The organism is Mesorhizobium sp. LMG 17147 (assembly GCF_024297145.1).
In the GTDB taxonomy this organism is placed as follows: Bacteria; Pseudomonadota; Alphaproteobacteria; order Rhizobiales; family Rhizobiaceae; genus Mesorhizobium.
In genome coordinates, this window is sequence record NZ_JANCTC010000014.1 from 1 (window position 1) to 26,468 (window position 26,468).

32 protein-coding genes are annotated in these 26,468 nt (G+C 62.6%); 10 read left to right on the plus strand and 22 right to left on the minus strand.

The genetic code is table 11. The features are described 5' to 3' along the window. Nucleotides 1–143 precede the first annotated feature (143 nt). From NMG46_RS21860 to NMG46_RS21885, 6 genes are all read right to left on the minus strand, one after another. Complete coding sequence (locus NMG46_RS21860; protein WP_254819607.1) at nucleotides 144–2,600, minus strand: hypothetical protein; 2,457 nt, start codon at nucleotides 2,598–2,600, stop codon at nucleotides 144–146. Next, complete coding sequence (locus tag NMG46_RS21865) at nucleotides 2,597–3,199, minus strand: hypothetical protein (protein ID WP_254819608.1); 603 nt, start codon at nucleotides 3,197–3,199, stop codon at nucleotides 2,597–2,599. Before NMG46_RS21865 ends, NMG46_RS21860 begins: the two co-directional genes overlap by 4 nt. 287 nt (nucleotides 3,200–3,486) lie before the next feature. Next, nucleotides 3,487–3,732, minus strand: coding sequence for a hypothetical protein (locus NMG46_RS21870; protein ID WP_254819609.1), 246 nt, complete (start codon nucleotides 3,730–3,732; stop codon nucleotides 3,487–3,489). 208 nt (nucleotides 3,733–3,940) lie between these two features. Continuing rightward, a complete protein-coding gene (locus tag NMG46_RS21875) occupies nucleotides 3,941–4,930 on the minus strand; it encodes a Coat protein (RefSeq protein WP_254819610.1) in 990 nt (329 codons plus the stop codon). A 24-nt stretch (nucleotides 4,931–4,954) separates the two neighbouring features. Further along, nucleotides 4,955–5,863, minus strand: a complete 909-nt coding sequence (locus tag NMG46_RS21880; protein ID WP_254819611.1) for a hypothetical protein — start codon at nucleotides 5,861–5,863, stop codon at nucleotides 4,955–4,957. 216 nt (nucleotides 5,864–6,079) lie between these two features. Further along, a complete protein-coding gene (locus NMG46_RS21885; protein ID WP_254819612.1) occupies nucleotides 6,080–6,652 on the minus strand; it encodes a hypothetical protein in 573 nt (190 codons plus the stop codon). 251 nt (nucleotides 6,653–6,903) lie between these two features. Between NMG46_RS21885 and NMG46_RS21890 the strand changes: the two genes are divergently transcribed. Then, the gene (locus NMG46_RS21890; protein ID WP_254819613.1) at nucleotides 6,904–7,218 is read left to right on the plus strand and encodes a YMGG-like glycine zipper-containing protein; all 315 of its coding nucleotides are present in this window, start codon (nucleotides 6,904–6,906) and stop codon (nucleotides 7,216–7,218) included. A gap of 517 nt (nucleotides 7,219–7,735) precedes the next feature. On the opposite strand, the gene NMG46_RS21895 is transcribed toward NMG46_RS21890, so the two are convergent. The 6 genes from NMG46_RS21895 to NMG46_RS21920 all read right to left on the minus strand — a co-directional run bounded on the left by NMG46_RS21895 (nucleotide 7,736) and on the right by NMG46_RS21920 (nucleotide 15,503). After that, the gene (locus NMG46_RS21895; protein WP_254819614.1) at nucleotides 7,736–8,173 is read right to left on the minus strand and encodes a hypothetical protein; all 438 of its coding nucleotides are present in this window, start codon (nucleotides 8,171–8,173) and stop codon (nucleotides 7,736–7,738) included. Between the two features lie 3 nt (nucleotides 8,174–8,176). Further along, nucleotides 8,177–10,762, minus strand: coding sequence for a hypothetical protein (locus NMG46_RS21900; RefSeq protein WP_254819615.1), 2,586 nt, complete (start codon nucleotides 10,760–10,762; stop codon nucleotides 8,177–8,179). A 271-nt stretch (nucleotides 10,763–11,033) separates the two neighbouring features. Next, nucleotides 11,034–11,354, minus strand: a complete 321-nt coding sequence (locus NMG46_RS21905; protein ID WP_254819616.1) for a hypothetical protein — start codon at nucleotides 11,352–11,354, stop codon at nucleotides 11,034–11,036. Next, a complete protein-coding gene (locus NMG46_RS21910) occupies nucleotides 11,351–13,102 on the minus strand; it encodes a portal protein (protein WP_254819617.1) in 1,752 nt (583 codons plus the stop codon). Before NMG46_RS21910 ends, NMG46_RS21905 begins: the two co-directional genes overlap by 4 nt. 180 nt (nucleotides 13,103–13,282) lie before the next feature. Next, complete coding sequence (locus tag NMG46_RS21915; RefSeq protein ID WP_254819618.1) at nucleotides 13,283–14,446, minus strand: acyltransferase; 1,164 nt, start codon at nucleotides 14,444–14,446, stop codon at nucleotides 13,283–13,285. A gap of 463 nt (nucleotides 14,447–14,909) precedes the next feature. Beyond that, complete coding sequence (locus NMG46_RS21920) at nucleotides 14,910–15,503, minus strand: hypothetical protein (RefSeq protein ID WP_254819619.1); 594 nt, start codon at nucleotides 15,501–15,503, stop codon at nucleotides 14,910–14,912. Between the two features lie 132 nt (nucleotides 15,504–15,635). Between NMG46_RS21920 and NMG46_RS21925 the strand changes: the two genes are divergently transcribed. Then, on the plus strand, nucleotides 15,636–15,926 hold the full coding sequence (locus tag NMG46_RS21925) for a hypothetical protein (protein WP_254819620.1): 291 nt from the start codon (nucleotides 15,636–15,638) through the stop codon (nucleotides 15,924–15,926). Nucleotides 15,927–15,965: 39 nt separating this feature from the next. On the opposite strand, the gene NMG46_RS21930 is transcribed toward NMG46_RS21925, so the two are convergent. The 6 genes from NMG46_RS21930 to NMG46_RS21955 form a co-directional block, all read right to left on the minus strand. Then, nucleotides 15,966–16,169, minus strand: a complete 204-nt coding sequence (locus NMG46_RS21930; protein ID WP_023675723.1) for a hypothetical protein — start codon at nucleotides 16,167–16,169, stop codon at nucleotides 15,966–15,968. 70 nt (nucleotides 16,170–16,239) lie between these two features. Then, nucleotides 16,240–16,995: a terminase family protein gene (locus tag NMG46_RS21935; RefSeq protein ID WP_368389312.1), complete on the minus strand. Its 756-nt coding sequence runs from the start codon at nucleotides 16,993–16,995 to the stop codon at nucleotides 16,240–16,242. A gap of 279 nt (nucleotides 16,996–17,274) precedes the next feature. Beyond that, complete coding sequence (locus tag NMG46_RS21940) at nucleotides 17,275–17,826, minus strand: terminase family protein (protein WP_254819621.1); 552 nt, start codon at nucleotides 17,824–17,826, stop codon at nucleotides 17,275–17,277. Between the two features lie 79 nt (nucleotides 17,827–17,905). After that, nucleotides 17,906–18,304 (minus strand): hypothetical protein, encoded by a 399-nt coding sequence (locus NMG46_RS21945; RefSeq protein ID WP_254819622.1) that lies wholly within the window; start codon nucleotides 18,302–18,304, stop codon nucleotides 17,906–17,908. A gap of 3 nt (nucleotides 18,305–18,307) precedes the next feature. Next, entirely contained in the window at nucleotides 18,308–18,715 is a 408-nt protein-coding gene (locus NMG46_RS21950; protein ID WP_254819623.1) for a hypothetical protein, read from the minus strand. Between the two features lie 261 nt (nucleotides 18,716–18,976). Then, the gene (locus tag NMG46_RS21955) at nucleotides 18,977–19,153 is read right to left on the minus strand and encodes a hypothetical protein (protein ID WP_254819624.1); all 177 of its coding nucleotides are present in this window, start codon (nucleotides 19,151–19,153) and stop codon (nucleotides 18,977–18,979) included. 467 nt (nucleotides 19,154–19,620) lie between these two features. Between NMG46_RS21955 and NMG46_RS21960 the strand changes: the two genes are divergently transcribed. Next, nucleotides 19,621–19,926 (plus strand): hypothetical protein, encoded by a 306-nt coding sequence (locus NMG46_RS21960; protein WP_254819625.1) that lies wholly within the window; start codon nucleotides 19,621–19,623, stop codon nucleotides 19,924–19,926. 39 nt (nucleotides 19,927–19,965) lie between these two features. Here NMG46_RS21960 and NMG46_RS21965 read toward each other — a convergent pair whose 3' ends face one another. Further along, complete coding sequence (locus NMG46_RS21965; protein WP_254819626.1) at nucleotides 19,966–20,397, minus strand: DoxX family protein; 432 nt, start codon at nucleotides 20,395–20,397, stop codon at nucleotides 19,966–19,968. A gap of 268 nt (nucleotides 20,398–20,665) precedes the next feature. Further along, the gene (locus NMG46_RS21970; RefSeq protein WP_254819627.1) at nucleotides 20,666–21,418 is read right to left on the minus strand and encodes a tryptophan 2,3-dioxygenase family protein; all 753 of its coding nucleotides are present in this window, start codon (nucleotides 21,416–21,418) and stop codon (nucleotides 20,666–20,668) included. Nucleotides 21,419–21,574: 156 nt separating this feature from the next. Between NMG46_RS21970 and NMG46_RS21975 the strand changes: the two genes are divergently transcribed. Then, nucleotides 21,575–22,051: an Lrp/AsnC family transcriptional regulator gene (locus NMG46_RS21975; protein WP_254819628.1), complete on the plus strand. Its 477-nt coding sequence runs from the start codon at nucleotides 21,575–21,577 to the stop codon at nucleotides 22,049–22,051. 5 nt (nucleotides 22,052–22,056) lie between these two features. Here the strand turns inward: NMG46_RS21975 and NMG46_RS21980 are convergent, their stop codons facing one another. Beyond that, complete coding sequence (locus NMG46_RS21980; RefSeq protein WP_254819629.1) at nucleotides 22,057–22,557, minus strand: Lrp/AsnC family transcriptional regulator; 501 nt, start codon at nucleotides 22,555–22,557, stop codon at nucleotides 22,057–22,059. Between the two features lie 82 nt (nucleotides 22,558–22,639). Here NMG46_RS21980 and NMG46_RS21985 point away from each other — a divergent pair, with 82 nt between their 5' ends. Then, nucleotides 22,640–23,206, plus strand: a complete 567-nt coding sequence (locus NMG46_RS21985; RefSeq protein ID WP_254819630.1) for an alpha/beta hydrolase — start codon at nucleotides 22,640–22,642, stop codon at nucleotides 23,204–23,206. 60 nt (nucleotides 23,207–23,266) lie between these two features. Here NMG46_RS21985 and NMG46_RS21990 read toward each other — a convergent pair whose 3' ends face one another. Further along, nucleotides 23,267–24,226 carry a prohibitin family protein gene (locus NMG46_RS21990; RefSeq protein WP_254819631.1) on the minus strand — a complete coding sequence of 320 codons (960 nt, stop codon included), beginning with the start codon at nucleotides 24,224–24,226 and terminating at the stop codon, nucleotides 23,267–23,269. A 298-nt stretch (nucleotides 24,227–24,524) separates the two neighbouring features. On the opposite strand from NMG46_RS21990, the gene NMG46_RS21995 reads away from it, so the two are divergent. The 5 genes from NMG46_RS21995 to NMG46_RS22015 all read left to right on the plus strand — a co-directional run bounded on the left by NMG46_RS21995 (nucleotide 24,525) and on the right by NMG46_RS22015 (nucleotide 26,453). Then, nucleotides 24,525–24,893 (plus strand): hypothetical protein, encoded by a 369-nt coding sequence (locus NMG46_RS21995; protein WP_254819632.1) that lies wholly within the window; start codon nucleotides 24,525–24,527, stop codon nucleotides 24,891–24,893. After that, nucleotides 24,890–25,198, plus strand: coding sequence for a hypothetical protein (locus NMG46_RS22000; protein ID WP_254819633.1), 309 nt, complete (start codon nucleotides 24,890–24,892; stop codon nucleotides 25,196–25,198). Before NMG46_RS21995 ends, NMG46_RS22000 begins: the two co-directional genes overlap by 4 nt. Nucleotides 25,199–25,209: 11 nt before the next feature. Then, nucleotides 25,210–25,392, plus strand: coding sequence for a DUF3606 domain-containing protein (locus NMG46_RS22005; RefSeq protein WP_023675702.1), 183 nt, complete (start codon nucleotides 25,210–25,212; stop codon nucleotides 25,390–25,392). A 223-nt stretch (nucleotides 25,393–25,615) separates the two neighbouring features. Further along, nucleotides 25,616–25,798, plus strand: coding sequence for a hypothetical protein (locus NMG46_RS22010; RefSeq protein WP_245274654.1), 183 nt, complete (start codon nucleotides 25,616–25,618; stop codon nucleotides 25,796–25,798). A 43-nt stretch (nucleotides 25,799–25,841) separates the two neighbouring features. Next, the gene (locus tag NMG46_RS22015) at nucleotides 25,842–26,453 is read left to right on the plus strand and encodes a hypothetical protein (protein ID WP_254819634.1); all 612 of its coding nucleotides are present in this window, start codon (nucleotides 25,842–25,844) and stop codon (nucleotides 26,451–26,453) included. Nucleotides 26,454–26,468: the final 15 nt, after the last annotated feature.

The following is a 26,468-nucleotide window of genomic DNA, read 5'->3' on the forward strand; positions in this document are numbered from 1 at the left end:
GGCACCGCGCCAAAGTAGCTCTCAAGGCAGGAAATGGCAGTCGCTCCTTCGCTCAACTGCCTCTCCAAAGAATCCTTTCTCAGCCTAAACTCAACCCCAAAATCGCCATATGCGATTCCCCTGCCCTCGAGGGGGGGGATTAACTAAGGCTCGGCCTCGAACACCGGCGTCATCGCCCTGATCGTGCAGGGCGTCGGGTTGGCATGGCGAATGCGCACCCGCCCCTGCCCTTCCCAGCTATCGTCGATCGGCACCTCGACATTGCCGGTGAACAATTTCGCCATGCCGTCGGGAGCAACCACGGACGGGATGCGAACCTGCTCCCAGCGGCCGCGGATGAACGACTGGACCTGAAGCCCGGTTGTGTCGGTTTCCAGCAGCGAAAGAATGAGCTTGGCCACCTTCTTGCGCCGGCCGACGATCGATCCGTCGCGGCCGCCGACGTCGAGCTCCAGCGTGTTGGCTTCGGACTGGTAGCCGAGCCCGACCTGCCATTTGGCTGCCGTAGCCCCACCGGGCAGCGAAACCGCGCCAGCCGCCACCGCAAGGCCCTTGTAGACCTTGCCATCGGCCAGGACGTCGACTGTTTCGCCGTTGAGATGACCAAGCCCTGAGACCGTGCCGACAGCGACGCCGTCATAGGTCAGGCCGCAGTCGACTTCGAATGCATCGCCGATCCTGCCATACTCGAACGGCGCGGTCTTTATTTCGATATAGCGCCTGGTCACGCCGCCGATCGTGCGCTTGACGATCAGCCAGAGATCGTCATTGCCGTCCTGGCCGGGCGTCACCACGGCGCTTTCGACAACAGCCCAGTTCGATCCGGCGAAGCTTCCGGCGATCTGGTGGATATGCATACCGCGAACGTCTTGCGACGGCTGGTGCGTGTAGCCGCCGAGCTCGCCATCCCCGAGCGGAAACCACAGCAGCGGGTCGGGGTCGGTCTGGAAGGCGAGTTCGACGACGCCTTTCTTCGCAATGTGCTCCGATATTTGACCGACATCGTCGGAAGTGAAGCGACCGGTGGCGTTTTGCGTCAGCTCGGCGATCGATTTGCGGGAGCGGGTGACATATAGGAACGACTGCCCCGCATCGACGGGACGCAGCGGGGCACAGCCAAAGGTCCGGGACCGGCGGTTCTTGAACGAGGACGGCGTCAGCGCCTCGTCGATGCCCGAGCCCGACAGCGCCCTCACCCCGCCAAGCGTTCCGATGATCAGCGCACCGTCCGATTCCGCCACCCACGTAATGTCATTGGCCTGGCCGCCACCTGCCTGCACGAATTCCAGCGCGTCGGTGTCTTTCTCACCGGTGGCGAAGTTATCGAAATCGCCGGTTTGCGAGGCATAGACCGAGAATTTGCGGCTGAACGCCAGGCGCTCCTCGTAAAGCGAACCGCTCTGGACATACTTGCCGGGCACGAACGTGCCGAAACGCCAGCGGATGATCGGGCTGAGATCGGGCAGAGCATGCCCGTACAACTGGACCGTGACCACCGTGGCGCTGGTCCGGGCAACGATCTTGACCCAGCGCCAGAAGCCATCCGCGCCAAGCAGACGAATGGCGCGGCCGACATCGCTGGTCTGGAAGCCGATGCCGTCATTGATGCCGACGATCGAGGAGGCCGAAAGATCGAACGGCGTTTGCGACGGCGCGTATTCGTGCAGGGCCAGTTCGGCGATAGCGGTTCCATCGCTGCCGCCACCTGAAAACAGTAGCTGATAATATTCATAGGCAACCGTATTGCTGAAGCCGTCAAAGAAGCGGGTTTCCGACTTGGACCAGCCGGTCTCTCCGTCCCGGCTGTCGAGCGTCGTCCAGTCGGTGCCGTTGTGCGAGGCCTGGAACTGCCACTGGGTTGGCGATGCCGTGTCTGAGTGATCATTCGTCGCTGTAATCCAGTAGGCGTCGACGGTCTTGGACCCGCCGCCGCCGAACTGGTAACGCAGATACCCGCTGGGAAAGCCCGCTATGTTCTCCCCCTTCTGCTTGTCGCCATCGAACACCTGCCACACGTCGGATGAGCCGTTGCTGTTGCTGACCGTGCCGCTTGGCAGCGTATTCGAGGCCATGACCGGCATGGCGTTGCCGGTTGCGGCCGGTGTCAACGTCGTGGCGGTGGTGTTGATCTTGTCGTATGGGCCGTCGAGAAAGACGAAATCGGCGAGCGTCCAGGTCGTATGCGCGGTGCGCGTCAGTACCTTGACCGGATGATCCTTGTGGGTGATCCACATCTGGTCTGCCGACTGGACGAATTGCAGGTGGAACAGATCGGCCTCGAGATAAGGCGAAACGACTTCGACCGTGCTGACGCGCGCGCCATAGGCATAGACGCGGATGTAAAGATCGCCGAATTCGAGCGCATAGGCCTGGTCGGCCGAGAAGATGAACGGGATCAGCCGTGTCGCCTTTGCCGGAGCCTTCACCTCCGCGCAAAAATAGGTGCCGCCGCGCTTCCTGATGCCGCCATGCGGCAGCGTGACGAAGTTGGTGCATTTCGACAGCGCCGCCCGGTAAAGCTCGAGCGAGGCGCGAGCATGCAAGCGGGGAGAAATCTCGCCGCGGATGAAAGCGTCCTGGACCGGATAGAGCGTGGTCATCGGCCGACGAACCTGTTGTCGCCGCGCTGGAGAGCCCAGGAGGATCTGCAAAATCTGCCGCCGCGCTGGATGGCATTGGCCGAGTAGGCGGCATCCAGCGCCCTGTCATAGGCGCTGCGGGCGACGTCGATCATGCCGGCCTTGTGGGTCAACGGATGCGCGATCTTGATGGCGAGCGCCGCCACCATCACTTCGCTGAACAGCGCGTCCCAGTCGTTGGGGTCGGTCAGATTGGCGACATAGCGGATGATGCGCGGCCCGGCCAGATCGGAATAGATCAGCCCGGCCTCCTGCCGCCATGAGAGCGGAACGCCGTCCGGCTCGCCATTCCCTGTCAGCGGCAAGGGCCGCAGGCAATCGGCGGGAAGCTCATAGGCGAAGTTCAGCGTGCCAGCGCCGCTGCCGGTGTCGAAGCCGGCGACCGAGGCCGCCAGGATGGCGAAGACAAAGGCGTGCTTGGTCAATTCGGCCTCGCGGGTCAGGTCGAAATGCAGATTGAGCAGGCGCGCCGCCTTGGCGTCCTGGTCGAGGCTGTCGATCGGCGCCTCGTCGAGCACGGCGAGCGCCATGTTGGCGATGTCGAGTGGGGTGATGGCCATGGCTCAGGCCTCCGGCTGTGTGATTGGTCGGGGAAAACGGGACATGGTGCCTCCACGGCAAAAGGCCGCTTCGAGGCGGCTGGGGATTTCTTGTGATTTTGGCTTGGGCGGAACGTTGCACGTCTCGTGCATGGGCCGTCACGACGCCAGCCGCCCGTCAGGAAATGGCGTGGCAGACGCTTCGTCAGCCGTCTTTTTCCCATTCGAGCAAGGAAGACGGCAATGCTTGGGCTATTGCAGTTTCACGACACCGCCGCGCAACGCGGCGATGTCTTGAGTGAATTGTGTCAGCCGATGCGTGCGCTGGTCGAGATCCCTGTTTGGGCTGACTTGGCAAAGGCGCTTGGTTTCATCTTTCCGGCACCTCCCGCCATAGCCAAGCCCTTGTCCAGGGCATCCTGAAGACTCGGCGTGTAGTAGGCGGTGTTTTCCAGACCGCTGAAGAAGTTTATGCGATGAACCTCCCCCTTCTTGCTCATGACAATGCCCGCTTTTCGGAGCACTTCCTGAACTGTCTTGTACTTCATGTTCATAGTTACCTCCCTTGCCGAGACAGGCAGCATCGCCCTTTCTTGTAACTGTTTGGTGCCGTCGATTGACCAGAGGGCAACATGAATGTTGTAGCGAACCCCAAATTCACATCACTCTGACGCAGCGCGGCGGGTGAACTTGGGATTCGCCACAGTGGCCGACCTGGCGTCCCGAAGGAGCGGGACGTCTGACGCCCGCCCCTTCGCCCGATCACGCCTCGGTGGTCTTCAGCGCGATGAACGTCATGTGCTTGACGCTCGACGCCGTGCGGTCCCAGTTGGCCGCCAGTGCCAGCTCGGCATCGGTGGCGAATTCGCCGGCCGAGGACGCGTCGAGAAAGCGGGTGCCCGGCACATGCGGCACGAAATGCCGGCGGCCGACCATTTCGGTGACGCCGCCGCCATGGCCCTGCCGCGGCTTGCGGTCGAACTCGAGCGGCCCGCCTTCGGTGTTTACCGGCAGCTCGTTCCACAGAATCGCCTTGTCTTTGAACATGAACGCGGTGTAGACGCCGCCGGCAACCGGAATGTCGTCATCGACGACGGCCCTCAGCCCCATGTAATAGGGGATCAGCGGCCCGCCCTGCTCGGACGACGGCACATAGTCGATGAGGTCGGCGAGCTTCAGCGCCTTCATCTGCTTCGAATGGATCCAGATCGTCTTGAACTTGTCGGCGCGGTCGCCCATCAGGTAGGCGGCCTCGATGATATCGGTGTCGACGATGGAAGCACCGGTGATGCGCACCAGGTCGCCACCGTCATTGGCAATGTTGTCGGCCAGCACGCCTTTCAGTATGCCGAGCAGCGTCAGCTTGTTGGCGCGCTGCCAGTAGTCGGTCTGGCGGCGCACGATGAGTTTCTGCGGATCGTCGCCGGCAAGGATCGAGGTCAGGTCGGGAATGCCCCAGGCCTGCGCACGCACATTGCGGGCAGCCACATCGCGGCGCGCACCGATCTTCTTCATCTCGATCGAATCGGCCGGGTCGTCATTGACCGGCTCGGACGGATCGTTGCCGAGATCCTTCCAGCCGGGCATGTCGACGGAACGCCCGCCCATGGAGAGCTTCGAGGCGATGGCCGGGTCGGAAAACAGGATCCCGGCCTGGTAAATCTCCAGCGACTGGACGTGCTCCTCGAACGAGTATTGCGCATAGACGGACGGAACGATTGCATCCGCGATACGGGTATAGGCGTCTGCCATTTTTGTCTTCCTTCAGGTTTGGGGTCAAAGAGGGTTGTTGGGCATCCATAGGTCGGGGTTTTCGCCGGCCTCGCGTGCCAGCCGCCGGGCGCGGGCGGGGTCGCTTTTGACCAGGGCCGAGATGCCGGTCAGGTTGCGCTCGCCGGCGGCATTGCGCTTGAAGGGATTGCCTCCGCTCAAGGCAGCATTGCCGTCGATCGTGTCTTCGCGGAACATCGCCTCGCCGATGGCGTGGAACGCCTTGGCGATCTGCGGGTCTGTCAAGGCGCCGTCCGGCAGAAGGATGCCCTTCGCCTTGTAGGCATTGACCAGGCCGAGCTTCTTCATCGCCCGGTTGGCGACCTCGAGCTTCTGGCGAAAGCCATCGCTGCCGGTCGGTCCCCAATCCCTGACGAGGTCGTCGTGCGTCGTCTCGACCGAGCGGGCAACGGCGATTTGCTGTGCCTTGGCCTGCTCGGCCATGTAGCCGACGAAGCGGTCGTGATAGGCCTGCGCCACCTTCGGCGTAGCGCCTGCCTCGACCGCCCAGGCCTTGGAGGCATTGGCGAGTTCGTCCGAATACGCGAGGTTTTCGGGGAGCCCGTCGGGGCGCCGGTACTCGACCTTCTCGGGCGAGGTCAGCGGACGCATCGCCTCCGGCAGCCGGGCATGAAACCTGTCCCAGTCTTCCGCGGCTGCATCGGCTGCCGGAACGCGCAGGCTCTCACCCTGCTGCCGCTCCAGCTCCGCATAGGAGGCGAAAACCCGATCGAGGCTTTCAGGCTTGGTCCAGCCCTTGGTTTCAGCGAGCTTGCGGTTGCCTTCGGAAAGACCGTCAAACCAGCTTGCGGCCGTAGGCGGCGCGGACCCGTTTTCGCCGTCGGCCGGTGGCCGTGCAAGGTTGCCCGCCGGTGGCGCCGCCACCACGGACCCGGCGTCTGCCAGATCTGTCATGAGAAGATTCCTTTGCTGAGAGTTTGAAGGCCGGTGATGAGAGCACCGGCGGTGAACTTGGTATCTCCCCCCTCGAGGGGGAGATGGCCGGCAGGCCAGAGGGGGTAGCCGCGCGTGGAGCGCCGACCTCATCTGTCGCCGGGGGTCGCGCCCGGTCGAACCGACCCCCTCTGTCGCCTTCGGCGACATCTCCCCCTCAAGGAGGGAGATTGGCGCCTACGCATTGTCGCCCCAGTTCTCCCAGAGCAGCGTGACAGTGCCGGTCACGGCAATCGTGCCGTCGGCATCGATGTCGGTGCCGGTGGCAAACGCCAGGTTGAGATAGAGGTCGACCGGCGTCACGGTGCCGTCGAGCGTCAAGGCTGCGGCAACATCGGCAATCGACGCGCTCGACGGCGCGGCACCCGCGCCGTCCAGCGTGCGGCCGGTCGCGGCCAGCACATTGACCATGGTCAAGGCGAGCGCTGGGGTCGATGCGGCCGTCGAGCCGAGCGACCAGGTCAGCGCGGCATTGTCGTTGACGGTCGAGGCTCGCGGCGTCAGCACGGCGAACTGCAACCTTGCCGTGCCGCCCTTGATGCGGATCTTGCCATCGACGAAATCGAACAGCTTCTGGCTGGCATAGGCCAGTGCATCGGTGACCGGCACCGGCATGGCATTGAAGGAGAAGACGGTACGGTAGGCGCCGCCTTGTCCGGTCGTCCTGGCGGTAAGCCCTGCCTTGGGCGGGGCAAGGCCGGCTTCTCTGGCGGCGGCACGCGAAAGCGTCCGGGGAAGACCTCGGGTCATCTGGTATCTCCATTCTTTGGGATGAGGAAGGATTTGGCCGCTGCGCAGAAAAGCAGATCGGGGCGGCATAGCGCCGTCAAAGATGATCTAGTTTGGGCATGGTGCTACCAGACCGTAGTCACCGGCCTTCAGAAGAAAACAACCATGTCTTATTTCGTGAGGCACGGTGCCTATGTTCCGCCGCAAATGCGACCGTACTTGGCAAAATCGGCCCGTGTATTAGTTCATAGACTTCAAGGGAGTACCAGACGATGACCATGTCCAGAGCCATTGCCGCCATGCTCGTGACTGCCGCATTGGCAGGCTGCGCGCAGACCGAAGCACAGCAGAGAACCAGCACCGGGGCGCTGCTCGGCGCCGGCGCCGGCGCGCTCGCCGGCCAGGCCATAGGCGGCAACACCAAAAGCACGGTTATCGGCGCAGCCAGCGGCGCCCTGCTCGGTGCGGTCGTCGGCAACGCCACCACCCCGCAACCGCGCGGCGAACAGCTCTGCCGCTATCAGGATCGCTACGGCCGCATCTACACCGCTCCCTGCGACGACCGGTATTATAACGGTAATTATTGAGCGTAACGAAGCGCCGGCGGCAGCCAATCTCCCCCCTCGTGGGGGAGATGTCCGGCAGGACAGCGGGGCGCCGTAGGCGCCAGCCATAACAGCAATTCCAATCAATGCAGAACATTCAATCCACGAAATTTTCGTCCGCGAACATCTCGGCAAATTTCTGGGGTGGAGGGTTACGCCATTGACGCGAGCGATTTCGAGATTCCTTGCCACATATCCCGGATTGCTGCCGGCATCCCCTGCGGTATGTGGATAGCCTGGGCAATTGCGTCATGCCATTGTCCCTCGCCGCCATAGATAGATTGCAGTTTGGGCCCATTGCTGTCTTGCCAGCTTCAGCAACTGATCCCACCACGGCGTGCCCTGTTGTCGATGGATATCGCGGGGCAGCGCGATCCGGGTAGAATCGAGCTCATCGTCTCCGGTGCTGATTTCGGCAGGAGGCAAGCGCATGACGTGCCTAGGTCGGGTTTTGCAGTCCATCAGCTAAATCTCTGACGTGCGGAGTCACCAGGATCATTCAACCCTTTTCCGGCTCGTCGAATGAATGAATCCCGGCCGACTCATTGCCGAGGCGCTCAAACACGTCTAGCGCACGCTCAGAGACAACAAGCGTGTGGTTCGAAGCCATGCCGAAGTCATCTTGTCCCGGCTGCCCATGAATCTTCATCCAGACAAAGGTTGGAAGTTTTGTTTCTGGCTGCAGCCGATGAAACAACTCCGAAGCAGTGACCTCGACGTCGGCAAACGTCGCCCCTGAAACTCGCATCTTCAGCAGCTCCCGCTCGGCTTCTTTGGTGACAAGATAACAGGGAAAACTCCTTATCAGGACATCTCCGATCCAAACGTCAATCTCGTAGTGAAGTTTGTGCACAATCGGCGGGTGAACGCGGTTGTCGAGAACCGTATTTTTGCCAAAATCACCAGCAACAAATGGCTCTACATAATAGTAATCCATTACTCACCTATATATTCCGACATGCGGCACGAAATGGTGGCCATACTTCTTATCAATCATTGTCGAATGATCTAGAATCTGCTGCTCTGTCGGGTGCGGGTACTTTGCATAGAAGTTATCATTTTCGCTCCTAATGATAACAAGATGCAGGATATCATTTAAATCCTCGGGAATCCCGCGGAGATTTTCTAACGAGTTGATCTTTTTCTTCGACAGGAAATTTAGAAGCCTCTTGAGTAATTGCTGCTCAGCCTGATGATGAATTACTAAATCCTCGATGTTCACGTCGGGGTGCGCTTGAGCATACGCTTTCCGGTAATTATTGGTAGTCGCCTCGCCAAATTTCGCACCCGGATGCTCCACGCGACTGGGATCTCTGGCGAACAGTTCACTCGCCACCGCAGCAACCAACTCGCGGTCCAGTTTTGACTTCCGAGGCGAACGGGTCGTCTGGCTCCCGCCTTGCACGGGGCTGGGCGTCGTAATGCCAAAGAGGGCGTTGGAGTCAGCGATCGGAAGTTCCCCAGCGGCATCAAGCGACGTCCCGGGTAGTTTTGTGAAATTCTCCGGCTGTGAATTCGCCGGCATGGCTGGCGCAGTGCCTTCGCCGGCACCTAGCTTCTCAAGCTGACCAGGAGCAAGCTTGGAACTTGGCGCGGCTTCCAGACTGCCTATGGATCGTTCTGCATGCCCTGCCGCGCCAGAACCGACCGACTCAATTGCTCGCGCAATTCCTTTTTCGGGGACAACAGTTCGACCAAAAGTGGGCCACGGTATCGACCAGCCCAATGCATCAGATCCCTGATGCATCATCAGATTTTCGCCGCGGTTCGACGGCTCGTAGTAGGCATCCTTGTAATCTGGAGGGCTGATCGTTCCTCCGGATATGCCGTAGGCAACCCAATCATTTGCGTTGGCCAGGGCGATCCCTGCATTGGCAACTACCTTGCCAAGGGCTTTCCCCTCTGATGCCAACACCGAAAGGGTCGAAGGGGCCTTGTAGCCAGACTCAACTGGCATAATCCAGGCCAGATCGGCATCGGCCAGTTGCCGGGCCACGGCCGCCCGAGCGACAGGGCCGGACGTTCCCGCAAGCAGTCCGCCTAGCTTCGCATTTTTGTCCTGCTGGTACGCGATGCGGCTGTCATGGTTATCGGAGAGATCACGCAGAATGACCTGCGGCACGGGCTGAGGGTTCTCGATACCCAAATATTCTTGCGCGGCGACCGACATGGCTATCGCTTTGTCATAGGCGTCCTTGTCATAGCCGTTTGGATCCTCAAGCCCGCCGCCGATCACGGCTTTCCAGGCGGCATCGATATTGGGAAACACCTCGCTGACGTAGCCTCCGGCATCGGTTCGCCTGTGGTTCATGACCAGCCCTACCGCAGCAGCGGTCGCCTGACGGCGCGCCTGGTCTTCCTGCGAACCGTTCGGCCCGGAATCGGCGTCGCGTAGCGCCGCATGGACCGCTTGGTTCGGCATGGTGCGCATGCCGAAAACCTGCCTACCGACATCGGCTCGCCAGTCGAAATCCCGGAAGCGTTTGTCGCCCTTGTCGAGCCCATAGGCGATCCTGAAGGTGCCCCGGCCAGGCATCTTGCCGGAATAAGCGCCAGTCTGTGCGATGGCGTCCGGCGCGTTCTGCTCGGCGAGACCGATGTTGGTGCGAAGCTCAACCTGCTGAGCAGTGTTGGCCGCCTGCGCCTGTCGGATCAGCGCTGCCTGTTCCTGTTGCGGAAGGTCGTCCCTGAACGCCTGCGCCACCCTTTCATCAGGCGTCTGCTTGCCGACGCGATCACCCTTCGCTGCCGCCGCATTGGGCGCACCAAAGGCGCTGGAGCCGCCAACGACTTCGGTGGTGTCGTCCTTAGTTCGGTTTCCAGCCTGCGCGGCACCCAGCATCTCTGCAGCACGTTTCGGGTCCTGGGCGATCATCGCCTGGATCAGCGCCTTGGCCGTATTGCTGCGCCAGGCGACTTCCGCCGCTTGTCGGGCAAGCGGGTTGCGGAATTTGGCGATTAAGTCAAAGCCGTTCTGCCGGATCGCGTCGAAGTTCTCGGTGTCCTTGGGGTTGCTTTGCGCGATGGCACTGGTTGAGATGTTGTCGACCTTGGTCCACTCGGCCTGCTCATATTCGTCGCGCCGCTGAAGCTGCCTCGCAGCCATCCGTAGTGAGCCGGCCTCGCGCAATGCCTCTTTCTGCCTGGCGAAATTGGCGCGCTGGCTTTCGGGCATTTTCGGCAGGGCATCGGCGAACAGCGTGTCGAAAAGGCCGGTCTTGATCATCCGGCCGGTGCGCGGATCGACCTGGCCATACGTCGCGTCATGCAGGCCGGCACCATCGGCCGGCGCGTTTGCCGCCACCTCGTCTTCCGCCTGCCCGATCTGGCCGTTGAACCGACGGCGCGCGAGGTCGGCGTCGAACGCCTCCTCCTGCTGCTTCTGCTGCTGGTAGCGTTCGGCGACGGCAGAGAGCTCGTCGCCAAAACCCTGGATCGCCCTGCCGACCGGCGATCCTTCGGGATAGGAGAGCACATTGCCGGCATCGAGCCGGCGCTGGGCAAGCTGGAGAGGTATGGTCGCCATCTATTTGTGTCCTGCCATGAGCGCGCCGGGGATCGTGGCGCGGCGCTGCCGCGCGCCGGCCCCGTGCCGCCGCCTTCGTCGGGTCATGAATTTTGGAGAGGTCGCCAATGAGAGTGCCGCCGGCACTGAAGATGCTGGCGGTCTGCGCCGTCGGCTAAATGCCCTCGGCAAAATATTGTCATTCCCTTATGAGTTGGCCGGGCTCGCGGACTCCCGCGAACGATCGGTGGAGCAGGCCATGACTGTGGCAAGGCCGGCGCTCCTAAAGCCCCTACCCCTCCAGCCTCGCCGCCTTCTCCAGCGCCACCAGCTGCGCTTCGTCCAGCGTCAGGAAACCCATAATGTGCTGCACCACTTCGGCCCGCGCGTTGCTGAGCGCGCTGTGCAGCTCGAAGCCGATCGGCGTCTTGGTCTTGGCCAGCCATTCACCGTAGGACGGGCGGCGGTAATAGCCGGTCGCAGCCGTCAGGTCGGCCAGCACCATCTCGCCGTCCTGGCCCGAGAATACCCTGAAATAGGCTTTGGCCAGGGCATCCCGCGCCTTGGCCGGGCCGCCGGCCTGGCTGGAATGGGCGAAGCGTTTGCCACTCATGCCCCGCCACCCTGTACGTCGCCACCCTGTACGCCGTTGCCCTGCGGCATCAGCCCGCCGAGCCCATCGAGCAGGCCGCTGTCGCGCGCCTGCACTGTCGCCGGCACGGCATCCTTGGCCAGCTTGCCGGCAGAAACGATCGAAGCCATGCCTGCTTTTGCGGTTTGATCCTTGGCTCTGGCATCGCGGATGCCCGCCACTTCATCCTGGCGGCGGAAGATGCGTTGTGGGCTGCGGCCGGCGCCCTGCACGATCTTCAGCGCCTCGTCGCCGTCGATATTGTCCATGACGCCGGGGTCGAACTGCGCCATCTGCATGGCGGTGGTGACCACCTGGATGGTGTCGCGCGCTTCGGCCGAGCGGCGCAGCACGTCGAGCGGGCCGGTGAAGGTCGGCCGCAGCGCCTTGCCGGCAAGGCTCGCCGGCGGCAGGAAGCGGCTGTCTTCCTCGTAAAGTCCCTTGTCTTCCAGAATACCCAGCTCGCGGTCGAGATTCGAGGCAAAGCCGGCCTGGATAATCGAGCCGGAGGGGCCGAGCAGAGCACCCTTTTCCTCTTGCCGGATCAAGGCCTCGGTCGCCGTCATCTGCGGGTTCTGTACCAGCGTCTGGAACAGATTGACGAACATCATGTCGCGGATCTCCTCGGCCCGGCTGTCGGCGTAATTGAAGGCATAGGTCGGGTTCTGGCCGGTGGCGATCGGCGCGATCAGCGGTCGGCCGGCATCGTCGATCAGGCCGGGATAGTTCTCGCCGGGATTGAGCACCGGCACATAGTCGAGCCTGGCCTTGGAGGCGGTCGCCGGATCGGTGATCTGCTGAAGTGCGCGCAGGCCGGAGCGCCGCACGGCGTTCTCTTCGCGCACCGTCGTCAGTGCCTCGATGGTTGGCGAGATGCCGTAGGGATCGCCCTCGTAGCGGCGCCAGTTGAAGCACGACACCGGGAAGGAGCGAAAACCGCTTTCCCTGACGATCGCCTCCTCGTCCTCGATCACATGATAGGACGCGAACGCGGTGTCGAGATACTGGTAGGAGCCGCTCAGGCTGTACATCTTGCGCTCGTCGCGCGGCTGGATGCACTGGATCAGCGAGATTTTTGTCTCGCATTTGGCGGGGTCGTCGACCAGAACTTTGATCCGCGCCGGCAGTCTGTCGTAGCTGAGCAATTGCGCCGCCTGTCTTGCGGTGCGCTCGTAACGGCGGTGGAAAATGTCGACCTGGCCCCAACGGTTGCGCGAGAGATAGCCCTCGACCACCGGGATCGAGGCATAGCGGATCAGCGTGCTGCCAAAACCCTCCTCGGCGTAGAGATAAGCCGGGCCGTAGCGCACGACATTGCGCAGGCAGGCCTGCGTTGCCGGCACGAAGTTCGAATTGGCGGAGTAGCGCAGCGAGAACAGGAAATCGCGCAGCGCTTCCGCCCATTCCTTCTCCTCGTCGGTTTCCTCGTCATTGATTGCCGCGGTCGACAGCCCATGCCATTTCTCCGACTGCGGGATGATCAGGCTTTCCAGCCCCGCGGCCAGCCGGTTGGCGGCCGAGTTGATGGTATTGGCGTAGACACGCGCACCGTGCCGCTCCTGCCGCTCGGACTGCGAGTCCGCGCCGGCCTGCCGGCCGCCGCTCCACATGTCGGGCGCATCGGGATCGCAGAATTCGGACACCGCCTCCCAGACATGCTCATACTGGCTGCGTTCGCTCTCCAGTTCAGCCTGTCGCGACAGAATATCGCGAGCACGGGAATCGCTCATGGTCAGCCTCGCTTGATCGAATTGATTGAAAAAGAAAACGGCGGGCACGCCGAAGCCGCCGATCTCCCCACTTGAGGGGAGATGTCCGGCAGGACAGAGAGGGGTCGTCTCGCGTGGATCGGCGACCCCTCTGTCGCCTTCGGCGACATCTCCCCCTCAAGGGGGGAGATTGGAAGCGCCTTATTCCGCCGGCGTCGTCTCCAGCGCGGCTTTGCGCCCAAAGCGCTGCACCACGAAACGTCCCATCTTCTGGCCGGGCACTTCGATCAGCGTATAGGTGATCCAGGACAGCAGGCACACCACCGGCAAGACGACGACAACAACGATCGCGAAGCGCAGCGGCGCCGACAGCTCGTGGCCGAACTGGGTGATGACCAGAGCCGCGACCGGCTGGAGAACCAGCAGATGGATCAAATAGATGCTGAAGGAAAGCTCACCCATCAGATGAAAGAATCTGTTGGCGAGCGTGATGGCGATCTTTCTGGCAACGGTGCCCATCATTCCCGGCAGCATCCGGTAGAGAACCAGCGCAAAGAAACCCACAACGAGCGCTTCTCGCATCAAAAGCTTGCTCAGCCCATAGCCGCCGCCGAATGGCAGCGCGGCCAGCAGCATAGCCAATGTCAGATGCACGAAAGGCCGCTTTTGCCTTTGATGGACGACGCCCGCCAGCAGCATCCCGCAGAGGAAAATCTGCATCTTCAGCGGCAGGAACGACGGCATCGGAAAATGCACCGACAATTGTCCCATCAAGAACACGATCGCGCTGCCGGTCGCCGCGACCAGCATGGCGCTCGATATCCAGTCAAGCCTGCGGACCAACAGCATAATCGCCGGGAACACTGCATAGAACTGCATCTCCAAGCCAAGGCTCCAGTCGGGCAGCGGCGTGCGATAGGCGAAATTCGGCACCAGGCCGAACAGGAACAGCAGATGGGCGCCGACGTTTTTCAAGCCGCTGTCGAGATAACGCTCGGGCGCCTGCGGCGACCTCAGCAGGAACTCGTCGATGACCATCCTGGACTGGTAGAGATAGGGGCCAAGCGCCAGGGCGGCGAACAGCATGACGTAGAACAGCGGCGCAATCCTGAAATAGCGGCGGGTCCAGAACTTCAGCCAGGTTTCCGGCCTTTGCCAGGGCTCCTTGTCCTGGCGCAGCTGGTAGTGGAACACCATCAGGAAGCCGGACAGCATGATGAAGAGGTCGACGCCGAAATCCGGCTCGCCGAGAATAGGAATATGCCAGCCGGTCAACAGCAGGCAGTGTCCGATGAGCACCCAGATCGCGGCGAGCGCCCGAAGCCCGTCCAGGCACTCGATGCGCGATGACCGGGCTTCTGTCATGCCGGACTCCTCGATAGCCATGTTGCATTGCAGCATGGCGGCTGAGGAAGGAATGTCAACCGTGCGGAAGGAACACGAATTGCGCTCGGCTGTTACGGAAAACGCGGAAGCTGCGATCTCCCCCCTCGTGGGGGAGATGGCCGGCAGGCCAGAGAGGGGCGCTGTCCCGCCGGCATTTCAGCCAACCGCTGCACCCTCAGGCCCGTTCCTGATTGGAAACCGCAAAGGCGAGCGATCCTTCGCGCCCCCCTCTGCCCTGCCGGGGATCTCCCCCACGAGTGGGGAGATTGGCAGCTTCACCGCTTCTTCACCAACCTTGCGTGCCGGCGCCAGTATCACCAGGCCAGCACCCGGTTGCGGAACACTCGTCTCATGGCGCCCATGTCAAACCCCCAGCAGCACGCGGCGCTGGCCGGTCAGATCGCCGGACGACAAATCGGTCTTCACGGTTCCTGCAGTGCCATCATTGGCCGCAAGCTGAGCCCGTAACGCGGCTTCGCGCGCCTGCACGTCCTTGTCGGCAATGGTCGGTGTCGGCGGCAACGGCTTCAGCGCCGGCGGCTTTTGAAAAAGGCACATGGTTTTCTCCAAGGTGAGAGCTTCTTGTCCAGTCGTAGAGCAGAAAGTCCTCGCCGTTCCGGCCATAGCCCGGCAGGCGGCAGCGTTGCGTCGCGCCCAGCCGTGCAAGCCAGCGCAGCGCCAAACCGTTGGCGGCCAAGGCGCGGGCCTCGACCCGCCAGGCGCCGCGCGCGGCAACCTCCGGCCCGAGTACCGCGTGAAAGAACTCCGTAGTGGCAGGCACGCAGCGCCTCATGCGGCGCGTGCCCCAACTCCAGGCGATCCACAATCCGCTCCGCTGCTCGGCAGCACCGAAGCCGGCCTCCGGATTGCCGTCGAGCTCGGCGACATAAGCAAAGCCCTGCAGCGCCGTCAGCGCCAGCAAAGCCGGCGACCATGCGTCGAACTGGCAGTCGATCTCGGCCCGGTCTTCGGGCCGGAGGTTGGCGGCGATATAGGAGAGATCGCGCAAGGTGGCGGGGATGATACGGACGGTCATGTTGGGCCACTTTCCAGCAAGCTGCGAAGCGGAGAGCCATAGGAAAACGAGGCCGCCAAGCTAGATTGACTCTCTTTGCCGTCTGGATTTCCTTGGCCTATGATTTGTGGGTTTACCTATGGGGACAAGCGCATGACTTGTAGTAACTGCGCGCCGATCGAGGAGACCCGTACTATCTTTAGCACCGGTCGTCTCGCGGCGGCGATCACGATGGCCAAAGAGGCCATACGCGACGGCATTCTGCAGGAAGTACCGGGGGGTCCTATGTCGAGTGTCATCCCGTTCTCGGATCTCAACCCGGATGGACCATGGGACGATCTGCTTCGTTACCGCTTTCGGTGCACGACCTGCGCACAGGTTTTCTTGCTCTCGGCTGAGACCTATCACGGCAGTGGCGGCGAATGGGCTAAGGAGGCCGGCTAAGCTTTTCGGCGCTTCGTCACTATGCGTCCGCCGCGAACCTCAGTCCTGGCGTATCTTCGCGGACATCCGGCTGTCGATCTCGGTCAGCTTGGCGAGAATGCCTTCCTGCGCCTGCACCATCGCCTGTTGAACGCGGATCAGCTTGAAGGTGAGCCAGATCGTTACCCAAAGGCTTGCTGCGAGATAAATCAGCATCGGCATCCAGGAGATGAATATCCCGAGCAGCGAGTTTTCCGATTCCATATTGCCCCCTGATATGATGTTGCCGCTACATCGTAGTTTTGCTGCCGGGCGTGCATAAACGCAAGCATCGTCACCGAAACGCCCCCAGCGGATCGGCCTGCCCGGCCTTCTGCTTCGCCGCCTTGAATACCGCCGGATCGACCACCGCTTCCCTCAGCATCATCACGCCATAACGGGTCGCGGCCATCAGATCGTCGCGCAGCTTCACCACCTGGCCGTCCCTGCGGTGGTAGAGCCGGAACTCCTCGAACCAGGGCAGAAGCGTCGAAAACACCTTGAAGCGGCCGCTCTGCATGCGGTCCAGCATGTCCATCAGCCCGGCCTCGACCGAGACCGACCCGTCGGCGAACTGCGCATGGCTGGCGAGCATGTTCAGCCCATGTGCCGAATATTGCCTGGCAAGTGCGGTGCCGGCACCTTCCAGCGTCTCGCGACGGCCGTCGCGCGGCCAGGCCCAGGGCAGCCATTCGCCCCACGGTTTCAGCGTCAGCGCCTGCATGGCGGGAGTCTGCTGCGAGGCACGGCAGGCCTTCGTGACATAGACGACATCGGCTTCCGTGTCCCAGGCAAGCTCGACTGCGGCCGACGGATGGTCCCAGCCGAAATCGAGAGCGCCGAGCCGCGGCCAGTAGCGCGGCAGCCGGAACGGCTCGCAGGCGATCAGTTCCTCGGCCACCGGAAAGATGCGGCCGGAGCCGAGCACCGGAATGCCCTTGGCCCGCGCCTCGCGCTCATGCGCCGGATAGGCGGCAACGATCTCGGCGCGCTGCTGCGGCGTATAATGCTCGGCGTCGTCGATGGTCATGAAGGTGACGTGGCGGGTCATTGTTTTCACCCTCGCGGCATTGAATCATGGTGGCAGGTGTTGGACGTATGCTGCTGTTCGGTAAGATGTTTTCATGATGGCGGGACAGCGCCCCCCTCTGTCCTGCCGGACATCTCCCCCTCAAGGGGGGAGATGGCAGCTTCAGCGTCTCGCTTATCCACAAGCATTGGAGATTGGCGAAAGCCAATGCGACATCCAATCTCCCCACTAGAGGGGGAGATGTCCGGCAGGACAGAGGGGGGCGCGAAGGAACGCGAGTTGCGCGATTTCGCAGCCCTGTCATCCCCTCCCCATCCCTCCCACCTGCTCAGCCGACAAGAACAACAGCACCACATCGCTCATGCCGAGCAGCGGCGTGAAGGTGACGATGGTGATGCCGCCGGTGGCGTTGGTGCGGGTCAGGCCTTCGGAATAGATGTCGAGCGGCGGCTCCTCGTCGAACCAGACGCCGTGCAGCGTCTCGCCCTGCCACTTCTCGCGGCCCTTCTCGTAACTCTTGAACGACAGCACGGATTCGCCGGCCTGGACGTCGCCACCGCCGCCCCAGGCCACCACGACACTGTCGAGCGCGCCCGGCGCCCGCCCCGCCATCGTGCTGAGGATCGCGTCGGCCGGGATCATGCCGGTGCCCCAGGCCGCCTGCTGCTGCGGCGGGCCGATCAATATACGCTGCGGGTTGTCGCGCGTGCTTTCGCCGGTGACGCCGGCCGCCCACATCCGGACCGGACAATCGAAAACCTTGCCTTGCCACCAGTCGGGATAGCGGCCGGTGAGGTGCATCGCCCATTCGGCGCCGCCGGCCCTGGTCTTGCCGAGCTGGTTGCCGGCCATGAACAGGCGCTCGCGATTGGTCGCGCCGGCGGCGTGGAACTCGGCCTGTCGGGGATAGGGCCGATAGGCGGCAAGCTGGTTAGTGCGGCGCCTCCGGTCCAGCTCCGCCAGCAGGCTGAGATATTCCTTCCTTGCCGCCCGGCTGTGCGAGGCCTTTTTCGAGGCCCGGCTTCTCGAGGAACGGCCTAAGGACGGCTTCGAGGCCGCGGATGCGCTGCCTGATTTCGTCATCGCTCAATGCATCCAGATTGTTGATGTTGACACTAAGATCCTTGGGCAGCACCGACAGCACGAGCTTCAGATACTGGTCGGGCTTTTCGGCGCGCACCTCGGCGATGACGCCGGCACCATGGGCGCGGAAATCGGCGCGGATCGCTTCGAGAAAGCCGTCGGCCAGCGTCTTCTTCGCCCGCCTGGTCTGCTTGCCGGGTGCTTGATCGTGCGGCTGCGGATCGCCGGCGGAAGGAGCTTTGGCCATGCCCTACTCCGCCGTCCCGGCGGAGATCGCCGGCTTCTTGTTGCCTGGCCGCACGATGCGCTTGCGCGGCTTCGCTTTCTTGCCGGCGCGCGCCGACTTCGGCTTCGGCGGCTGGCTTGCCGATTTCGCATCGGTCGTCGTGCCAGGCCCCAACGTACTGGCGTCGGGCAACGCATTCAGCCTTGCCCTTAGAATTGCCGCCGCCTTGCCGTCGAGTGCTCCCAACGGGAAGCCGAAACCGCCGACCGCGTCGCCGGGGCCGCCGCGCACCATTCCGATCCGCACGCCAGCGGCGACCTGCTCGAAGCGGCCATGGCGTGCATAGGGTGCGGCGCCGGCGAACTCGCCAATAGCGCTGACGACCTCTCGGCCGTCATCGTCGATGATGATGGTGGCGTAACGGTTGGACATGGTGCTTTTCCTGGGATGGGCGCACGGCGGCGCGCTAATTTGAGGATCCTCGAGGTCGCGTTCCGTCGCGCCCCCCTCTGTCCTGCCGGACATCTCCCCCACAAGGAGGGGATTGGCTGTCATCACCGCTTTCGCCAATTTTGTAGGATGCAAAAAAGGTGCTGTCGCCCAAGCTGCCAATCTCCCCACTAGAGGGGGAGATGTCCGGCAGGACAGAGGGGGGGCGCTGTCCCGCCAACTTCACAGCCGGCAGCACGCACATCATTCGATCGAAAGATAAAGCCTGAACAAAAAACCCGCCTCGGCGGGCGGGTCGTTGGAGCCAATTAGCACCATACCCAAATTAGTAGCATAGCTGCCGGCACAAAGCAAGAACAAAATGTGGCGCACCGGCAGAAAAATGCGATTTCCTTTGCCCGCCGCGAGGTTGGTGCTCAAAGGACGGTCGTTAAGGTGGTGTTCCTTCGCGCCCCCCTCTGTCCTGCCGGACATCTCCCCCACGAGGGGGGAGATCGGCAGCTTTGGCGGCAGCGCCTTTTTGCACCTACAAAATTGGCGAAAGCGGCAATGACAGCCAATCTCCCCACTAGAGGGGGAGATGTCCGGCAGGACAGAGGGGGGCGCTGTCCCGCCGACTTCATAGCCAGCTCACGTAACGTCCGATCGAAAAAGAAGCCTGAAACAAAAAACCCGCCTCGGCGGGCGGGTCGTTGGAGCCAATTAGCACCATACCCAAATAAGTAGCATAGCTGCCGGCACAAAGCAAGAACAAAATTCACCTGAGACGCGAAAAAAACGCAGAGTAGCCGATTGGCGGAGCACGCTGGAATGTTCGGCGAGACGCCACCGTCCGGATCAGAACAGGCATTCGCGCGTTTGACCCTTAGCCAATGGGAGCAAAAATCATGAACGTCGCCAATCTGCAACTCGAAGGCCTGCTTATGGCCATCGCATCGATCAATCAGGTCCTGGTCCGCAAGGGCGTGCTCTCCGTCGAGGACATAGACATCGCCTTGCGCAAGGCCGAAGCCAGCGAGACCAACGAGGAAAGGTCCGAGGGCATGTCGGCGTCGAGCCGCGACGCCGTCAACTTCCCGATTCGACTGCTGGAGTTGGCCAATCAGTGTCAGCCGGAGACGGACATGCCGTCCTTCTCAAAACTGGCGCGCATGGTTGGTCAGATCAAGGAACCTTACAACGACCAGATGTGACACCGCGACCGAGGATGACCGCGGCAGCAAGCTTTGGCATCACCCCCTGCCAAGCCTCAGCGCCAGGACGCGGCCCGGCCCGTGCACGGCGGCAAACAGCAGCCCGGCCAGGAAGGTGAAGTGATCGACGAAGAAGCCGAACTCCGCCTGGTTGCCGGCCCAGTGCGACGGCCCGTGGAAGGCGAAGCCCAGGAACAGCACATAGGCGCCGGCGACGAGTGCTGCCCATGAGAAGAAGGCGCCAGTCAGGAAGCATAGAACGAGGACGACCTCAAGCAGGGCTGCGCACCAGGCCAGGAAGAGCGGGAATGGAAACCCGGCCGCCGCGATATAGCCGGCGGTGGCGCCGATATCGACGAATTTGAAGATCACGGCCATCAGGAAGACGGCTGCGAAGATCAGGCGGGCGATGAGGATTGCCGCGGTCTGCCACGGCGACTGGACGGTTGATTGAGCGGTTTCCAAGGTCACGACGTCCTCCCAAGAGTTACGATGGTTGTGCCCAAGGACGCACCACCAGCCGCAAGCCCGACATCATCCCCCGAAAAACCTGCAGGAGACAAGTGCGCGGGGAGAAGGCCTCGCAAGACCAGGTTCCTCGCCCCATTCATGGCGGAGAGGTGGCGCGGCGAAGCCGCGACGGAGAGGGGGACCGCGCCAGCAAAGAAAAGGCCCCTCCCCGGCCGCTTCGCGGCCCTCTCTCCGCCGCTTCGCGCGGGCGAAGAACCCGAGCCTGGAACTACCCTAAATTCACCTTCGGCTGGCTGATCGGCTCCCGTACGGTTCCATACTGGCTGCCCCAGCGGTCGGTCATCGCCCAGCGTATGTCCCACAGTTCCGGGAAGAAGCGGTGGCGGGCGCCGGCCTCCAGCAATTCGACCGGCCTGCCTTTCAGCGATTTCGCGCCGAGGCCGATCGTGCGGTGGATGAGATAGAGGTGGTTGGCGCGGAATTTCTGGAACAGCTCGTCGAACTCGACCAGCGCTTCGGCAACGACATAGCTGTCGCCGTGATCGTAGCCGGTATCGTAGACATCCTCGACCGAGAGGCCGCGGCCGTCGAGGTATGACGTCTTGAAGGCCCGCCACAGATCCGGCGGCAGACGCAACAGCTGCTTGAAACCCGGCGATTCCTGACCGCTGCCATTGCCGAGCTGCAGCCGGATCTGCTGGTATTCCTTGGGCGACATGGTTTCGAGCAGGTCGAGCTGCGCCGTCATCAGCCGCATCAGCCGGTGCACGCGCCCCATCAGCGTGACGATGCGATGCGTGTCCTGCTTTTCCAGGAAATCGACGACATCGACCAGCGTATAGGCGATGAGCTTCATCCACAGCTCCTCGACCTGATGCACGATCTGGAACTGCAGCTCGTCGGCATTGACCATCTCGGCCAGCGGCTTCTGGCAGGCCAGCAGCCTGTCGCATTTGAGGTAGACGCCATAGTCGCGCATCTCAGGCGTTTCGATGCGGGCATAATAGTCCTGCTTGTCCATGGCCATGCTCCTTGCCGCGGCCGTTGGGCCGCAGGCGTTTGTTGGATCCCAGCCCCCGAGTCTAATCGCTTTCTTGCCGAACATTGTCCCTTTCTGTTATTCGATTGGCGAGAAATGAAGGACGAAAGCTGCTTCTGAAGCAGACAGAAAGAACGAATGATGCTGGATGCGGTCGACCGGAAGATCGTCGCGGCGCTCGAACGCGATGCCCGCACCTCCTTTGCCGCGCTCGCCGACGAGGTCGGCTTGAGCAAGACGCCGTGCTGGAAGCGGGTCAAGGCGCTGGAGGATGCCGGCGTCATCCGCGGCTACTCGACCCGGATCGACCCGGCCAAGCTCGGCTTCGGCATCGAAGCCTTCATCCAGGTGTCGATCGATTTCGAACTGTCGGACGCCTTCGAGGCGGCGGTCAAACAGCATCCGCTGATCCGCCGCTGCCACGCCACGACTGGCGAGGCCGATTATCTCCTGCAGATCGTCACCGTCGACATGATGGCGCTCGACAGGATGCTGCGCGAGGAGCTTAGCCGGCTGCCCGGCGTGCGGCGCACGATCACCTCGATGGCGATGCGCGAGATCAAGGGCGGCATCTCGTTCGCCAATGCCGTCGGGCATACACAGACCAAGCGATAGACCGGTCAGGCCCTGGTCATCAGTTCGCGGCCTAGCCGCTTCGGTTGCTCGGCGCGCAGAACCACATTTGTCGTCACCGTGCCGTACCGGCCGATGCTGTCGACGATGCTTTCAAGGTCGGGCGGTGACGGGACCACGACCTTGACCAGAAAACAATCCTCACCGGTCACTCGCAGCACCTCGACCACCTCCGGCAATTGGGCGAACTTCTTCAGGCAGGCCTGGATATGCTCATGCGTGGTGCGCAGGCGGATGACCGCCATGGTGCCGAGCCCGAGCGCCGCCGAATTGATCACCGCCTTGTAGCCTGTGATGACGCCGCGCTCCTCCAGCCGCTTCACCCGTTCCGAGGTGGCGGGCTGGGACAGTCCGACGCGGCGGCCAAGCTCGGAGATGCCGATGCGGCCATCCTCCTGCATGATCTCAATGATCGCCAGATCGGTGGGATCGAGCCTTGGCCGATAATCGCCGTTCCGCATGATCCCCTTTAATCCATCGGATTTCATCGCTGCTTTCCGATGATCTCTCATTCCGCTGCCCGGGGAAAGACCTAGAATTGTGCGCGGCATCAGGAAAGAAGGGCTTCGCATGACCGACTTCATCATTGTGCCGGGCATCGGCGGATCGGGCAAAGCCCATTGGCAGACGCATTGGCAGCAGGCAAGCCCGGCGATGCGGCGGTTTAATCCGGCGAGTTGGGACGCGCCGGATTTCGACGACTGGGTGGCAGCATTGGAAACCGCTGTATGCCAGGCATGGACACCGCCGGTGCTCGTCGCCCATAGCCTCGGCTGTCTGCTGGTCGTACACTGGCAGCTGATCTCCCCCCGCTCTATCGGCGGCGCGTTGCTGGTCGCCGTTCCGGACCCCGCGTCGCCGGCCTTCCCCTCCTCCGCCCGGGCCTTCGCCGACGCGCCGCAACAGCGGCTTCGCTTTCCGTCGCTGATTGTCGCCAGCACCAACGATCCCTACGGCTCGCTGGACTATGTCAGGGCGAAATCCGAGCGCTGGGGCAGCGATCTCCATATCGCCGGGCCGCTTGGCCACATCAATGGCGACAGCGGGCTCGGCGACTGGCCGGTGGGAATGGAGCTGCTGACGGCTTTTCTCGGGCGAACGCAAGCAAGCGCCCGAGGCGCCGTACTTCAGCCGTGACCGCAATGGGACGGCTACCGCGCCGCCGTCCTGATCCGGTTTGCGCCGCGGCGCCGCGCCTCAGTTCGATGCTGCGGCAGGCGTGCTTAGCTCCAGGAACGGCACTGTCGAACCCGGGATCATCGACTTCGGCAATTCGCCGTTCCATCTCTCCGCCTTGGTCAGTTCGACCAGCAGCGGATTGTTGGCGATTGCGGCGGCGCGAGCCTTGATGGCGCCCGCGGTCGCATCGCCTTCGACCCTGGTCTTGTAGGCGCTGGCCTCGGCTTCGGCCTTGACGCTGTCGGCGCGGCCCTTGGCCTGGGTGACGGCGATATCGGCCTTGATCTTTTCCTGCTGCAGGTTCTGTTCCTGCTTCTGCACCTCGACCTGCGCCGTCATCCTGGCTTCGACCGCCTGCTCGTAGGCGTCGGAGAAGTCGATGTTCTCGACCTGCACGCTGTCTATCATCACCGGGCCGTCGGTTACCGCCGCGATGGCGTCGGCGACGTCCTTGTTGAACTTCGCCCGGTTCTGGATAACCGACACCGCGTCGTACTGGCCGAACACGGTCTTGATCTCCTGCGGTGCTTTCCTGGCAATGACACGGTCGGCCAGTGCCTCGATCGATCCGTAATTGGTGTAGACGTTGCTGACTTCGGCGGCCGGCACGTGGAAGTTGACGGTGACGCGCATGTCGGCCGGCTGCTGGTCGCGCGAATAGGCCTGCATGGCCGGCAGGCCGCTGCAATCGTTCTGGTTCTCGCAGCCCCATTTGAGCACCTGCTGGCGCAGGCTGATCTTCTCGACGCGCTGCAACCACGGCAGCTTGAAATGCAGTCCGGGATCGACGACCGAACTCAGCGCCCCGTTGGTCAAGAGCACGCCGCGGTCGCCCTGGTCGATCGTGTACCAGGATCCAAACAGCGCAAAGATGCCGAGCGCCACGATGAGGAGTGCGACCAGGCCGGAACCGATCGACCCCGACGCCGTCCCCGGCTTGCCCTGCGGACGGCCTGAATTGCCTTGCGTTTCGGTCATTACCCCACCCCAACCCGATTGCCCGTGCTGCTTTTGCCCACAATAGTGGCGGCATTGCAATCCTCTGGATATGGAAGGACCTTCGCGCCGGCCCCGGACCGGCGGGGTGGTCAGGCTGGCTAGCGGATTTCCCCTGCTGTCGCGGCAGCGGGCTGGGACGCGTTGGCTGGCGTCTCCTTCTGCCGTTCGGCATCGCTTTTGCGCTTCGGGCAATCCTCGTAGTCGTGGTCGCGCCCACCGCAGTAGGAGCAGCATTTTGCCGGCGCGTCGGCGCGAAGCATCGTTGGCATGCACAAGGATGCACGAAAACCCGACAGATTGCGACGGCTTGCGCACCGGCAACGTCGATTTCGCCACGGAACCGCTGCCGCCGCATGAAAGTTATCTGCTCATTGCAACGGGAGCACAGGACATGGCCGACGACCCGAACCGCTACGAGACCGGAGCGAGGAAATATCCGGCAAAGATGAGCCCCGACGCGGCCGACCAATTTTCGCAGGATGCGGCCGGCAACAAGCCGCCTCCCGGCGGCATGGGATTGACCAGGCCGGCTGACGATTTCGACGACAAGACCCGGCATTCGGAGGGCCAGAACCCGCCGCGCGCAGCGATCCGGCCAGACGACAAGGCCACCGCCAAGAAGCCCGGCGAGGACGCGAAACGATGAACGTCGCCAATCTCCAGCTCGAAGGATTGATGATGGCGATCGCGGCCGTCAACAATGCGCTGGTCCACAAGGGCCTGCTGTCGGTCGACGAGGTCGACATGGCGTTGCGCCAGGCCGAGGCGGCGATGACCAGCGACGAACGTCTCTATGAAGACATGTCGCCATCCAACCGCGACGCCGTCTGTTTTCCGCTCAGGCTGCTGCAGGCGGCCAACAATGCCCAAGGGGAAACCGGCGTACCGTCCTTTGCCGAACTGGCAAGGATGGTCGGCCGGACCAAGCAGCCCTATAACGACCAGATGTGATGGAGGACACCATGGCCGACGACAAATCCAAGACCAAGCAGGATCGCAAACTGGTTTCCGGCGAAGAGCCATACGAGGTCGCTGCCTTTGCCCGCAAATACGGCATACCGCAAAGCGAGGCCGCGACCATCATCAAGCGTTACGGCCCCTCGAGGAGGAAGCTCGACGCGCATATGGCGAGCCGCAACGCCTGATCCAACTCTGGCGGCGGCCGCCGTTCACGCCGGAAGCGTCCCTGCCCTGCCGCCTTGTTGAGAGTATTGGCACCGTCAGCCGTGACCTGTCGGGTTCGCCCCTGTGGGGATTCAACGCCTGGTTTTGACAGCCGCGGAATACTCTCGCGGCGCAACAACTCATTTACCTCGACGCTGTACCAGTCCGGTGAGCAAAGCCGGGGGTCGGATGCAGGAACAATTGTTGCGCTACGAATGTGTCATGGAGCCGAACGGCCGTTGGATGGTGTGGGACATCGTTCACGATCTGCCGGCGCAATTTTCGGAAATCGCGCTGATCGGCCTGAGCCGTCGTGAAGCGGTTTCGCTCTGCCGGCTGCTCAACGAGACGAGCCGTTCCGAGACGCGGCAGAGCCGGGCCTCCTGAGAAGCGCGTGCGTCTCAGGCCTGCCAGGCTAAGAGGATTTTACATGCGATCGACAATATTCGGTCTGGTCCTGCTGCTGCCGGCCGCCGCACTGGCCGAACCGATCGAGACGCAGAAGATCATCACGGCGGCGACCGGCGACTGGAACGGCGACGGTGCCGCCGATCTGGCGATGATCGTCGAGACCGAGCCCGGCCATCCCATGGACCTGCATTTGTTCCTCAGGGACCGCGACGGCAATTTTCTCGGACCTGCCGGGGTCGTGCATGAACAGATTTACGGCGAATGGAAGGATTACGAGCGGCCGGGCCCCGCCACATCCGACACCGAGCCCGAACTCACCGCGCTCCCCAACGGCTCGATCAAGCTCTATGTTCCGGCGATGGAGATCGGCAGCGAGCGGACCAACAAGACGCTGACGCTCGCCTGGCGCAACGGCACGTTCGTCGTCGCCGGTTTTGCCTACGAGTATTGGGATTACATGGACGACAATGTTGCCGGCGACTGCGACTACAATGTGCTGACCGGCAAGGGCAAAAGCAGCAAGAAGCTGGCGGACGGCAGCACCAGGCAAGCGACCGTATCGGTCGAAGGCAAGGTCATCCCATTCGCGGAATGGACCCCGGGCACTGGCTTCAGCGCTTGCGGAGAGTGAGAGGTTTCGGTTGCC